At 42.7% G+C, this 11,471-nt stretch carries 13 protein-coding genes, 1 tRNA gene and 2 pseudogenes; 10 read left to right on the top strand and 6 right to left on the bottom strand.

The features are described from left to right. Positions 1-12: 12 nt before the first annotated feature. The 3 genes from FFV08_01400 (at position 13) to FFV08_01410 (ending at position 1,993) form a co-directional block, all read left to right on the top strand. Positions 13-1,038 (top strand): protein jag, encoded by a 1,026-nt coding sequence (locus FFV08_01400; GenBank protein QLB51451.1) that lies wholly within the window; start codon positions 13-15, stop codon positions 1,036-1,038. Between the two features lie 49 nt (positions 1,039-1,087). Further along, positions 1,088-1,720: a ribonuclease P gene (locus tag FFV08_01405; protein QLB51452.1), complete on the top strand. Its 633-nt coding sequence runs from the start codon at positions 1,088-1,090 to the stop codon at positions 1,718-1,720. Between the two features lie 138 nt (positions 1,721-1,858). Then, positions 1,859-1,993: a 50S ribosomal protein L34 gene (locus FFV08_01410; GenBank protein ID QLB51453.1), complete on the top strand. Its 135-nt coding sequence runs from the start codon at positions 1,859-1,861 to the stop codon at positions 1,991-1,993. Positions 1,994-2,178: 185 nt separating this feature from the next. Here the strand turns inward: FFV08_01410 and FFV08_01415 are convergent, their stop codons facing one another. The 5 genes and pseudogenes from FFV08_01415 to FFV08_01435 all read right to left on the bottom strand — a co-directional run bounded on the left by FFV08_01415 (position 2,179) and on the right by FFV08_01435 (position 5,432). Then, positions 2,179-3,123 (bottom strand): IS30 family transposase, encoded by a 945-nt coding sequence (locus FFV08_01415; GenBank protein ID QLB51454.1) that lies wholly within the window; start codon positions 3,121-3,123, stop codon positions 2,179-2,181. Then, positions 3,098-3,216 (bottom strand): annotated as a pseudogene (locus tag FFV08_01420) (TIGR00730 family Rossman fold protein). The gene FFV08_01415 and the pseudogene FFV08_01420 overlap by 26 nt, the downstream one beginning before the upstream one ends. A gap of 97 nt (positions 3,217-3,313) precedes the next feature. After that, positions 3,314-4,726 carry a DUF4173 domain-containing protein gene (locus FFV08_01425; GenBank protein ID QLB51455.1) on the bottom strand — a complete coding sequence of 471 codons (1,413 nt, stop codon included), beginning with the start codon at positions 4,724-4,726 and terminating at the stop codon, positions 3,314-3,316. Between the two features lie 2 nt (positions 4,727-4,728). Continuing rightward, positions 4,729-4,947: a helix-turn-helix transcriptional regulator gene (locus FFV08_01430; protein QLB51456.1), complete on the bottom strand. Its 219-nt coding sequence runs from the start codon at positions 4,945-4,947 to the stop codon at positions 4,729-4,731. An 8-nt stretch (positions 4,948-4,955) separates the two neighbouring features. Then, positions 4,956-5,432: a DUF2975 domain-containing protein gene (locus FFV08_01435; protein ID QLB51457.1), complete on the bottom strand. Its 477-nt coding sequence runs from the start codon at positions 5,430-5,432 to the stop codon at positions 4,956-4,958. Between the two features lie 275 nt (positions 5,433-5,707). On the opposite strand from FFV08_01435, the gene FFV08_01440 reads away from it, so the two are divergent. The 7 genes and pseudogenes from FFV08_01440 (at position 5,708) to rsmA (ending at position 11,285) form a co-directional block, all read left to right on the top strand. Next, on the top strand, positions 5,708-6,724 hold the full coding sequence (locus FFV08_01440) for a winged helix-turn-helix transcriptional regulator (GenBank protein ID QLB51458.1): 1,017 nt from the start codon (positions 5,708-5,710) through the stop codon (positions 6,722-6,724). Positions 6,725-6,855: 131 nt separating this feature from the next. Next, the gene (locus tag FFV08_01445; GenBank protein QLB51459.1) at positions 6,856-8,097 is read left to right on the top strand and encodes an MFS transporter; all 1,242 of its coding nucleotides are present in this window, start codon (positions 6,856-6,858) and stop codon (positions 8,095-8,097) included. A 16-nt stretch (positions 8,098-8,113) separates the two neighbouring features. Further along, positions 8,114-8,197: pseudogene (locus FFV08_01450) on the top strand (hypothetical protein). Continuing rightward, positions 8,194-8,964: a TatD family deoxyribonuclease gene (locus FFV08_01455; GenBank protein ID QLB51460.1), complete on the top strand. Its 771-nt coding sequence runs from the start codon at positions 8,194-8,196 to the stop codon at positions 8,962-8,964. The pseudogene FFV08_01450 and the gene FFV08_01455 overlap by 4 nt, the downstream one beginning before the upstream one ends. Then, on the top strand, positions 8,930-9,526 hold the full coding sequence (gene rnmV / locus FFV08_01460; protein QLB51461.1) for a ribonuclease M5: 597 nt from the start codon (positions 8,930-8,932) through the stop codon (positions 9,524-9,526). Before FFV08_01455 ends, rnmV begins: the two co-directional genes overlap by 35 nt. An 11-nt stretch (positions 9,527-9,537) precedes the next feature. Then, a complete protein-coding gene (locus FFV08_01465) occupies positions 9,538-10,392 on the top strand; it encodes an SDR family NAD(P)-dependent oxidoreductase (protein ID QLB51462.1) in 855 nt (284 codons plus the stop codon). A 20-nt stretch (positions 10,393-10,412) separates the two neighbouring features. Beyond that, positions 10,413-11,285, top strand: coding sequence for a 16S rRNA (adenine(1518)-N(6)/adenine(1519)-N(6))-dimethyltransferase RsmA (gene rsmA / locus FFV08_01470; protein ID QLB51463.1), 873 nt, complete (start codon positions 10,413-10,415; stop codon positions 11,283-11,285). Between the two features lie 78 nt (positions 11,286-11,363). Here the strand turns inward: rsmA and FFV08_01475 are convergent. Further along, a tRNA-Leu gene (locus FFV08_01475) sits at positions 11,364-11,446 on the bottom strand. Between the last annotated feature and the right edge of the window lie 25 nt (positions 11,447-11,471).

The raw sequence follows: 11,471 nt of genomic DNA on the forward strand, positions 1-11,471 counted from the left end.
AGGACTCTTGCAATGGTTATTTTTACAGGAGCAAGTGTTGAAGAAGCAATTCAAAATGGTTTGAAAACGTTGGATATTCCACGTATGAGAGCGCATATTACTGTTATTTCACGTGAGAAAAAAGGCTTTTTAGGTTTGTTTGGCAAGAAGCCAGCTCAGGTGGATGTCGAGCCGATTGCTGAGACGACAGTTGTCAAGGCCAATCAAAAGGCTGTAAAAGGTGTTCCCGAAGAGATTAACGCTCAGAATGATCCTGTGCAGTCTGTTAGTGAAGCGACGGTTGATTTGGGCCGTGTGGTAGCTGCCATCAAGAAGGTCGAAGGAGAAGGCGAAGTTATCTCAGATGAGGTCAAGGCTGAAATTCTCAAAAATGACAAGCAAGCCAATACGATTTTAGAAGAGACTGGCACCATTGATCTTCTCAAGACCAACCAAGCTATCGATGAGGCAGTTGCTCAAGCAGAAGCAGACGATAACAAGGTTATCTCTTTTGAACAAGCGGCTAAAGACAAGGCTGAGCCGACAGAAACAGAAGAAAGCTCTTTTGCTGATTTAGGCATCCAAGTCGAAGCAGACTACGATATTGAAGAAGTAGTTGAAAACGTAACGAACTATGTTCAGAAAATCGTTGATGAGATGGATGTTGAAGCGGGTATTTCCAGCAGTCACAACCGCCGGACTATCAACATGCAGATTGATACCAATGAACCGGGGCGCGTGATTGGCTACCACGGAAAAGTCTTGAAAGCTCTGCAGCTATTAGCGCAAAACTATCTTTATAACCAATATTCTAAGAGCTTCTACATTTCAATTAATGTCAATGACTATGTTGAGCATCGGGCTGAAGTGCTGCAAAGTTATGCTCAGAAACTGGCTCAGCGAGCTTTGGAAGATCGACGCGGTCAGCACACTGATCCTATGTCTAACAGCGAGCGCAAAATTATTCACCGCATCATCTCTCGCATCGATGGCGTGACTAGCTATTCCGAAGGCGACGAGCCAAACCGCTATGTCGTTGTGGATATTGACAGCGAATAAAAGGAAAGCCAGCAGAGATGCTGGTTTTTGTATATAGAAAGGATTTTTTATGTCACTTTTTCCAGCTATTGAAAGTTATCTGCCTCATCAAGGGGCTAAGTATATCTCTCCAGACAAGGCAGGGCAGCTGCGTGAGTCTATGTTGGAGTTGAGAGCTAAGGGGCAGGCGGCACGCAAGGAGTTTGCAGACTTGGTCAAGGATTTTCAAAGCCTCTATCCTAAGCTGACCTTGGAGCGAACCAGCCAGTGGATGAATCAAGCGCAGATACTACGACCCCATTTTTGGAATTATCTTAAAGGCTATGGAGAAATTACTGAGCCAATGTTCGCCCTGCGCTTGTATGGAAGTGCAGAAGATTTCGGAGTGTCGCTGGAGGTGAGCTTCATGGAGCGCAAGAAAGATGAGCACAGCCTCAGCAAGCAAAATCGGGTCTTGGAGCTGCCTATTCAGCCGCCAGCTTACTATTTTGCTCAGATAGATGGTGTGAGTCAGCGCTTTGAAGGCACTGAGGAAAATCGTCAGTTCCTTACTCAGCAGCTGGAGATCGGTCAGGTTCGTAAGGTCTTGGTCAAATACGATGTTCCCCTTTCTCAGGCTGCTTCAAGAGAGCAGGTGCTGTCTCAGTTGCAGGAGGCCATGACAGCCTTGATTCCATTTTATGAAGCGACTCGGGCTTTATGATTACGTTTACAAAGAGAAAGTTATTTAAGTAAGTATTGACAAAAGCCTCGGAATCATATAGAATAGTAAAGTATGTTTAGTAACTGATCACAACTAGCCGGCTAAACGAATACAAGAATCTAAGAGGAGGTATTCATCGTGAAACGTACTTATCAACCAAGTAAAATCCGTCGTGCGCGTAAACATGGTTTCCGCCACCGTATGTCAACTAAAAACGGTCGTCGTGTATTGGCAGCTCGCCGTCGTAAAGGACGCAAAGTTTTGGCTGCTTAATCCAAACGATTTATCAAGAAACCAGCGGAGACTCGAGACCGCTGGTTTTTTTGCGCTTTTAACGAGAGGACTCTATAGAACGAAGTTCAGTACTTAATAAGTGGTAGCAGTTTTGTCCTTTTTTTCTGAGTTCATAGATTTGAACTTTGTCCTCATAAGTTAATTTCATTTCCTAAATTGTCAAATTAAGTTAGACTTTTCAAGTAACTCAGAAAAACTTGGTATGGTGTTTGATAATTTAAAGATTTCCTAGGAATTCTATTTCTTTTATCAGCGATAGCTGATAAATAATTTTGAGAAATAGCAGTAAAATCCATTTGTTTCGGTAATCCATTTCGTCTTAATAAGCCATTAGAATGTTCATTGAGGCCTCTTTGACCAGGACAGCCTGGATCCGCAAAGAAAATATCAATGTCATGCGCATTCGAAATAGACTTCCAATTAGAAAATTCTTTCCCACAATCAAAAGTTATCGACTTAAAGAGATGGCTGGGGACTTGAGACAACCATTGATTGATGGAAACCTCAATATCACTTGCTTTCCGTCCATTAGTTTTCAGTGTGATGATGGCTTTTGAGAGGCGTTCTACCAAAGTAATAACCGCACTTTTGTGTTTCTCGCCAACAATGGTATCCCCTTCTAGATGACCAAATTCTGTCTTAAAATTAGGATAAATGGCTGCTCTCTCACGTAAATCTCTGCGAAACGCTTGTTTTCCTCGTTTTTCGCTATGACCATTTGGTTTTCTTTTGCCTTTCCAAGGGAGATCCTCTTTCTTTAGAATACCACGGTCTGCTAGTCGATAGAGAGTTCTCATAGAACAAGAAATCCTATCTGGATAAGCTCCCTTAATGACATCAAGGCTCCAGCTTAGATTTAAATGAGTTTGGATAAAATCTTTTTCTGCTTGTGTAAGCCTTGTTTTATTCCTGCCACAGCGTTTCTTATTGATTTTATATCGGTTATAGTAATCATAAGCAGAGTGCTCCTCTTTCAGATAGTTGATGACATTGTAGATGGTCTGTTTTGATCTTCCAAGAGCTTTTAGAATATCTGTAACTTTTATACCTTCTTTGTAGTAAGCCTCTATCATTACAAGCTCGTTTGTGGTAAGATGTGTATAGGTCATTTATGTTAGTTCCTTTCAGACAAATGTGGTGTTTATCTGAGCCTAACATAGATGGCTTTTTCTGTCTAGCTTAATTTTACAAATTGGGTTTAAAAAACACCCCAAAAGTTAGATTTTTTGTGTCTAACTTTTGGGGTGCGGTTCATAATCTACTTTCTGGTTTTTGAATGTCGTTAAGATCCATTGCTCCTTATCCTGCTGGTAAAAACATTGGATACAGATAGCAGAGCACGGTAAAGCTTATCAGGGCGTAAAAGATACCGATGCGAATAGCTTGGATAGGTTTATAGAAACGAATCAGGGTCAGTAGGCACCAAACCAAGAGAACTAGGATGAACCATGCTGAGATCAAGCGCAGCGGTGTTGGTCCGTAAAGGTAGATGTAGATGCCAAATAATTTCCAGCCAGCTAGCAAGGCCAGCAGACCAGTGAAGATAAAGAGGATAGTAGCTGCGAATCGCGTCCCTTTCTGATCCCAGAGCGGTTTTTTGGCAATCAGATAGAAGACACCTAGGACCGCAAAGTTAAGGATAGAGACCCGAACCAGCTGCCAGAAGCCAGCTACTGCAACAGTCGAAGCATTCTGCGGAGAAATAGCCTGAGCTACTGTTCCGGCGCTTAGGAGCTGGCCGAGCTCACCCAGACCCGTCAGGAAGAAGAGTGCATAGGTCAGGCAGAGACTGCCGATGATAATGTAGGCTGCCAAAGCGGGTGCTACTCGCAAAGGGCGGATACTTGCTTGAAATTTTTTGTAGCTAAGTTTGGTATCTTTTTTGCCTAACAGACTGCCGGCAAGGAGCCCATACAAGTACAGACTGATAGGGACAGCCAGGCAGGCCTTGAAGAGAATCATGCTGCTATCAAGACTTGAAAAGAGGGAGTCGAATAGACTCTCAATAAAATCAGCGGTATTGCTGAAGAATGAGGCAAAGCTGTCTGAAACCTGACTCAGCTGGGACCAGACAAAGTAGACCAAGATTCCAGCGACAAAGAAGCTACTTACGATAATCGCGAGCTGTTGGGCTTTCTTTGAAGACATACTGTCAGAGCTGTCGGAAGAGTCCTGCTGCTTGCCTTCTATAAAGACTAGAATAGCAGCAATGAAATTCTTAAAGGGCAGGATGCAGAAGGCTTGAATGGCATCAAACCAGACCAGGATACCCAAACGCCCTTGGCTTAACCAGCCGGTGCGGGACAGAATATAGAAAGCGAATGAGATGTGGATGGCTAGAAATTGGAAAAATTCTAGCTGGCGATGAAGCCCCCAGAGACTTAAAGCCAGAGCTTGAGCTAACGTCATGATCAGAAAGCTTCTAGCCTCTACCTTACTGTCAAGATTTTTTATCCGCAGTGATGGATTGGACAATTTCCTGATTAGGGTTTCGCTTAGCAATATAAGACCAATTGCAAAAGGGAAAAAGGATGCAGTTTGATAATTAAAAAATACAGCAGAGTAAAAGTAAGTTAAGAGATAGAGAATCAGATAGCTGATTTTAAAGAATCGCAGTTGCTTGTCCTCTAGGCCTGTGAAGATGGTCTGTCGTTCTGCTTCTGCGGGCAGACAAGACTGGACATTCATCTCTTCTTGTGCTGGATATTCCATAATTATTTCTCCTCCTCATCGTCAGGGATATACTCCAAAATGTCGCCAGGCTGGCAGTCTAGTTCACGGCAGAGAGCGTTGAGTGTTGAAAAGCGGACGGCCTTGGCTCGGTTATTTTTTAGGATAGATAGATTGGCTGGTGTTAGGTCAATCAACTCTGCTAAACGGCCAGCACTGATGCGCTTTTGCGCCATGACAAGGTCTAAATTTATCTGAATCATAAGACCTCCTAAATAGTGTAGTCCACTTGATCCTGCAGCTCAATGGCCTTGCCAAAGGCATTACGGATGACACGGATAATCAGGGTCAAGATACTGCAAGAAACAGTGACTAAGAGCATGGGCAAATAGGCTGTCAGTCCCATAAAAAGAGAGATAAGAGCCACAGTGCCCACTTCCCAGCCAAGGTAGCGCATGTACTGAACATTTTGCGTGATAAAGACCTGATTTTTACCAATGCGGCTAAGGAGTCGATAGAGATGGACAATGCAGGCTAGAGCCAGGCAGCCGAGGACATAGCCGAGCAGCAGCAAGACCCAAAAGCGTGTCTCCCCTTGAAAGAAAGGAGAGGGAAATTCGATAACTAGATTGACGACCCAAGGTCCTAGGGCTATCAGGATAATGGAAGCAATAAATAAAAGGCTGATACTGATTTTTGTAAGAGTAATGCTCATATCTTCAGCAGTCTTTTTCATTTTGTCTGTCATAATTTCCTCCGACTAACGTTTCATTTCTTAGTAACTATAACACGCATCTTATCGATAATCAATAAAAAACTATCGAAAAAGGATAAAATCAGTCTTAAGAACTAGATGAAATTTTATAAAAATCTCTTATTTTATAGAGATGGATTTTTTGTCAAGAGATGAACAGAGCAGAAGACGATGAATATTTTGCTTGATTTTTGGTATAATGAAAAACAGGAATTGTATACTCTTTTTGGTTAGAAGCGGAGTATGTGTATGTAAGGAGGGAAGAGACTGTGGGTGTAAAGCTTGTTCATTATCGTAGTAAGTTATATGAATTTCTCATGGTGCCTGCCATCGTTTCAAGAGATGATAAACATATGTGGATGGATTTACGGCAGAATCAAAAGGAGCTGCTTCTTGATGTACAGCCGCACTATGATAAGCTCTATCAGGATTTACTTCCTTTGAAAAAAGAGCTTGTTGCGGTTAGTTTGTTTGAAGAAGCTACGGTGGGACTGGCTCCGCTCCTCTACCTCTACTTGCTAGAAAAAGGAGAAGATCCGGCCAATCCGCATGACTTGTTAGAATGTTTGAAAAAACTAGATGCAGAGCAAATCATCTATTGTTTATCACTTAAGCTTTCTAAAGGGGAAGTCACCAAGGGACATCCTGAAGATTTGCTGGCTTTTATAGAGAATAGTGACAAGTCTCCGGAAAATAAATGGTACTGGTACCAAGCTATTCAGCATCCAGAGAAGCTTCGGGATCAATTAGTTTCCTTGCTGGAAAGAGTGTTCGAGCTCTATCAGCCTATTTATGAGCAGTTTGAGCAGGAAGTACTAGCTTTTGAACAAGAATTTAGCCTATCTGATGTGATGAATGATGATGAGCAGAATGCCAAGCTCCTTGAAAAGGATACACAAGTCTTTGTTCTGTCACCCATGTTTATTGACTCTTTTCTCGAAAAGGTTCCTGATTTCACCTCCTATTCCTTAGTCCTTTCGACGAGAAGTTCCCAGTTATCAAAGGCGGAATCGGAGCTTAACGATGAAACATTGGCTCTGACCTTAAAAACTCTTGGAGATGAAACCCGCTATAAAGTCTTGATTGAATTGATTCAACCGCATGCCAAGAATAAAGATATAGCTAAAAAACTGGGGCTTACAAGAGCCTCTATCTCATTCCATACGCAAAAGCTCCTAAATTCTGGCTTGCTGGAGCTTGTGATGGATGATGATTCTGTTAAATACACGGTCAATAAAGAACTGATTCGAAAGATTATAGAGAAGTTCAAACAGGACCTAACATAGTTTCAGAAGACCTGGATTCATTCTAGGTCTTCTATTTTGTAAAATAGTAATCTAATATAAATTTGACAATCACCTAACTTATTGTTATAATTTGTTAAACAAAAATCTAACAAGAGTAAAGGAGATGTCATATGATTGTTTTTGCAAAAAACAAAAATTTTCGCCAGTTGCTCATCAATCAATGGATTTCAGGTTTTGGAGACATTGTTTTCTATTTGGCTTTGATGAACTATGTCTCCGCTTATTCTTTTGCTCCACTTGCGGTTTTATTGATTTCTTTTTCTGAAACGCTACCTCAGTTAATTCAAGTTTTTACCGGAGTTGCGGCGGACTTTCAGAAGAATCGTATCCATAAATACCTGCTTATACAGTTTAGTAAGGTACTCTTATATAGCTTGGTAACATTTTTGCTTCTTGGACAAGATTTCTCTTTCTTGACTCTGCTTGTGATTTGCTTGATTAACTTTCTGTCGGATAGTCTGAGTTATTTTTCAGGTGCCATGCTGACGCCGGTTTATGTAAAGGTGATTGAGCAAGATATGACCTCTGCTATGGGCTTTCGGCAGGCTAGTATGAGTCTGGTTCATATTTTTGGGAATCTAGCTGGCGGTTTTCTCATCGCTTGGATGAGTATCGGAGCTTTGGCAGGTCTGAATGCTCTGACATTCTTGCTAGCTTACCTAGGCTTTTGGCATATTAGTCAAAAATTACAGGACTTAGAACCGGAGCTCAGCAGTGCCAAGGAGCTAACTAGAGAGAATTATTGGCAGCATTTATTGGATTCTCTTAAGGTCTTACTGGGATTGAAAAACGTTGTGAGGTTGTTATTGGTTTCAACCTTTGGGCAAGTCACTCTGAACATTCTGACGCCAGTAGCGACTCTTTTATTGCTGAAAAGGCCTTTTTGGAATCTGCAGATTGGTCAGTCCATTGCTGTGTTAATTATTCTAAGTTCCGCTGGTCTGATCTTAGGGAATATTTTGAGTGGCAGTTTACTGAAAAAACTTTCGACTAAGCTTGCTATGTATGCAAGCTTAGTATTTGAGGGCTTTATTCTTTGCGGTTTTTTCTGGCAAAACTTTTTACTTGTACTGATAGCAAGCTTTGCTTGTGCTGTTGTAGTCGGTCTGCTAAGTCCTAGATTGCAGAAATCTGTATTCAGTATGATTCCAGAAGAGTCCATGGGGGCCATCCAGTCAGCTATTAATCTATTTAGCATGGCTGTTCCGAGTGTTTTATCCATGCTGTTAATAGCTCTTGCCAGCAGCATGGGAATTATTTATATTCTCCTCCCGCTTGTGTTAATGCTAGCACTGTCTTTCTACTTAATTATTCCAATGGAGAACTTGAAGACGGATTCGGACAGCTGTTGAATGGTAGCTATCTTATTTTTTCTGCTTTGAAGAGACTTCTGATTTTTCAGGTCATTTTTGGTATAATAAAGGACAGGAAATACAAGGAAGTAAACCATGAAGATTTTTGATACACACACGCATTTAAATGTGGAAGAATTTGCTGGTCGAGAGGAAGAGGAGCTTCAATTAGCCAAAGAAATGAGTGTTGTTGCACACAATATTGTCGGTTTTGACCGACCGACTATTGAGCGCGCCCTGGAGTTGGCAGACAGCTATGATCAGCTTCATGCTACGATCGGCTGGCATCCGACTGAGGCGGGGACTTATGATGAGGCGGTGGAAGCCTATTTGCTGGACAAGCTTCGTCACCCCAAGGTGGTGGCTCTGGGCGAGATTGGTCTGGATTATCACTGGATGACAGCGCCAAAGGACGTTCAGGAGCGGGTATTTCGCCGCCAAATCCAGCTCTCTAAAGAGCTAAACCTGCCCTTTGTCGTTCACACACGTGATGCTTTGGAAGATACTTATGAGATAATCAAGAGTGAGGGAGTTGGACCTCGAGGCGGTATTATGCACTCTTATTCTGGCTCTTTGGAAATGGCAGAGCGCTTTATCGAGCTAGGGATGATGATTTCCTTTTCTGGAGTTGTGACCTTTAAGAAAGCGACGGATATTCAGGAAGCTGCACAGAACTTGCCCTTGGACAAGATCCTCGTCGAAACTGATGCACCTTATCTGGCGCCAGTTCCCAAGCGTGGTCGAGAAAACAAAACAGCCTATACCCGCTATGTGGTAGAGAAAATTGCTGAGCTTCGTGGGCTGACTGTCGAAGAAGTAGCGCAGGCGACCTATGATAATGCAAAGAAGGTGTTTGGGCTTGACTGAGAAGATAAAAATCCCCCAGGTAATCGTCGTTGAGGGCAAGGATGACACAGCCAATCTGCAGCGATTTTACCAAGTTGACACTTACGAGACGAGAGGCTCTGCTATCAATGAAGAAGACTTAGAGCGGATTGAGAAACTGCACCAGCTGCGTGGGGTTATTGTCTTTACCGATCCAGACTACAACGGTGAGCGTATCCGTCGAATGATTATGGAGGCTGTGCCTACTGCTCAGCATGCCTTTCTCCACCGTGACGAGGCGGCTCCCAAGTCTAAGAACAAAGGAAAATCGCTTGGGGTAGAGCACGCTTCATTTGAGGATTTACAGCAGGCATTGGCTGGTCTGGTCGGATATTTCGATGATGAGGATAATTTTGACATCACCAAAGGCGACCTTGTGCGACTAGGTCTGCTTATGGGAAGCGACAGCCGTCAGCGTCGAGAGTATCTGGGCGAGCAACTCCGCATCGGCTATTCTAATGGCAAGCAACTGCTCAAACGTTTGGAATTGTTTGGTGTGACCTTGGCGGAAGTGGAAGAAGCCATGCGCAAGTATTCAATCTAACGGAGTAAGAAATGAAAAAAGTAATTATTACGGGCGGCAATAGTGGTATTGGCTACCAGGCTGCTAAACAGTTAGCTGAAAAGGGGTGGTCAGTAACTCTATTTTGCCGCCGAAAAGAAGCAGCTGAGCAAGCCTGTGAAAAAATCTGTCAACAAACAGGAAATCCGCATGTAGATTATATCTTGGTTGATTTATCTGATATGAAAAGTGTCAAGAAAGCGGTAGAACAGTATATCCAAAAAGAAGAGACTTTAGATGTTTTAATTAACAATGCAGCCGATTTTGATTTATCGGTCAAAAAGCCGATTCTTACCAAAGACGGATTGGAAAAGCAATTTGCGACCAATGTGGGCGCTCCGTACTTACTTTCTTCTTTATTGAAAGGTTTGTTGGAAAAGTCAGAAAGTGGTCGGATTATTAATATTTCTTCCCAAGGGCTGGTGCTTTATCCTTTCATGAAGCTTGATTTTGAAAATTTATCCGGTCAAAAACATTATAGTCCTGCTAAGACCTATTATCAGAATAAGCTGGCCTTGTTGATGCTGTCGCTTTATATGCGGAAACATTGGAAAGGTATCAAGGTTCAGGCGATCCGTGTGACCAATGTCAAAGTAGATATGCGCCGCTATGATCACCTCAGCGCTTTTATGAAAAATCTATATAAAATTAAGTCAAGATTTTCGATTAGTCCTGAAAAAATGGCGAAAGTCTATATAGCTCTATCTACAGAAGATAGCTATGAGGGCTTTTTGTATGACGAGAAATGCAAAGAAGTTAAGGCTAATGCATTTGCTTACGAGGAAGAAGAGCAGAAAAAACTTTACACCTTGCTAGGGCAAATGACCTCCTTAAAAGATAATGAATAACGAATTAGAAAAGAGAAAAAATGCGAATTGCAGATCATAGTGTGACCCGTGCCATTCTGGAGCGTCACGGTTTCACTTTTAAAAAATCTTTCGGTCAGAATTTCCTGACGGACACCAACATCCTCCAGAAGATTGTGGACACAGCTGAGATTGACAAAAAGGTCAATGTCATTGAAATTGGGCCCGGTATTGGGGCTTTGACAGAATTTTTGGCGGAAAGTGCCGCGGAGGTCATGGCCTTTGAGATTGATGATCGGCTGGTGCCGATTTTGGCGGATACTCTGCGCGATTTTGACAATGTGACAGTGGTTAATCAGGATATTCTCAAGGTTGATTTGGCCCAGTACATAGCAGAGTTTAAGAATCCAGACCTGCCTATCAAGGTAGTGGCAAATCTGCCCTACTACATTACAACGCCGATTCTTATGCATTTGATTGAGAGCGGAATTCCTTTTAGTGAGTTTGTCGTGATGATGCAGAGAGAAGTGGCGGATCGGATTTCGGCTCAGCCTAATACCAAGGCCTACGGTAGTTTGTCGATTGCGGTCCAGTATTACATGACGGCCAAGGTTGCCTTTATCGTGCCGCGGACAGTCTTTGTGCCAGCGCCAAATGTGGATTCGGCTATTCTCAAGATGGTGCGCAGAGACCAGCCTGCAGTTGCGGTACAGGACGAGAAATTCTTTTTCAAGGTCTCCAAAGTCAGCTTTGTCCATCGCCGGAAGACTCTCTGGAATAACCTGACCAGTTATTTTGGGAAGTCTGAGGCTACTAAAGGCAAACTGACAGCAGCTTTAGAACGAGCGGATTTATCTCCAAGTGTTCGGGGAGAATCTCTTAGTTTAGAGGAATTTGCTCGCTTGAGCGATGCTTTGAGAGAAGAAGGTCTATGATAGAGTTTGGAATAATTTGTATCAAAATTGGATAAAAATAAAAATGAGAGAGCCACTCGACTCTCTCGTTTTTTCTTATGCGGAGGAAGGGATTTGAACCCTCACACCCGTACGGGCACATGCGCCTGAAGCATGCGTGTCTGCCGTTCCACCACCTCCGCTTGAGATTCTATTATAACTCATTTT

The sequence above is a fragment of the Streptococcus sanguinis genome (assembly GCA_013378335.1).
In the GTDB taxonomy this organism is placed as follows: domain Bacteria; phylum Bacillota; class Bacilli; order Lactobacillales; family Streptococcaceae; genus Streptococcus; species Streptococcus sanguinis_I.

Bases quoted from the DNA above. Each gene is read 5' to 3' on its own strand.
- FFV08_01415 (QLB51454.1), bottom strand. From the start codon at position 3,123: ATGACCTATACACATCTTACCACAAACGAGCTTGTAATGATAGAGGCT.
- FFV08_01445 (QLB51459.1), top strand. From the start codon at position 6,856: ATGATTGTTTTTGCAAAAAACAAAAATTTTCGCCAGTTGCTCATCAAT.
- FFV08_01400 (QLB51451.1), top strand. From the start codon at position 13: ATGGTTATTTTTACAGGAGCAAGTGTTGAAGAAGCAATTCAAAATGGT.
- FFV08_01430 (QLB51456.1), bottom strand. From the start codon at position 4,947: ATGATTCAGATAAATTTAGACCTTGTCATGGCGCAAAAGCGCATCAGT.
- FFV08_01435 (QLB51457.1), bottom strand. From the start codon at position 5,432: ATGACAGACAAAATGAAAAAGACTGCTGAAGATATGAGCATTACTCTT.
- FFV08_01455 (QLB51460.1), top strand. From the start codon at position 8,194: ATGAAGATTTTTGATACACACACGCATTTAAATGTGGAAGAATTTGCT.
- FFV08_01465 (QLB51462.1), top strand. From the start codon at position 9,538: ATGAAAAAAGTAATTATTACGGGCGGCAATAGTGGTATTGGCTACCAG.
- FFV08_01405 (QLB51452.1), top strand. From the start codon at position 1,088: ATGTCACTTTTTCCAGCTATTGAAAGTTATCTGCCTCATCAAGGGGCT.
- FFV08_01425 (QLB51455.1), bottom strand. From the start codon at position 4,726: ATGGAATATCCAGCACAAGAAGAGATGAATGTCCAGTCTTGTCTGCCC.
- rsmA (QLB51463.1), top strand. From the start codon at position 10,413: ATGCGAATTGCAGATCATAGTGTGACCCGTGCCATTCTGGAGCGTCAC.
- rnmV (QLB51461.1), top strand. From the start codon at position 8,930: ATGATAATGCAAAGAAGGTGTTTGGGCTTGACTGAGAAGATAAAAATC.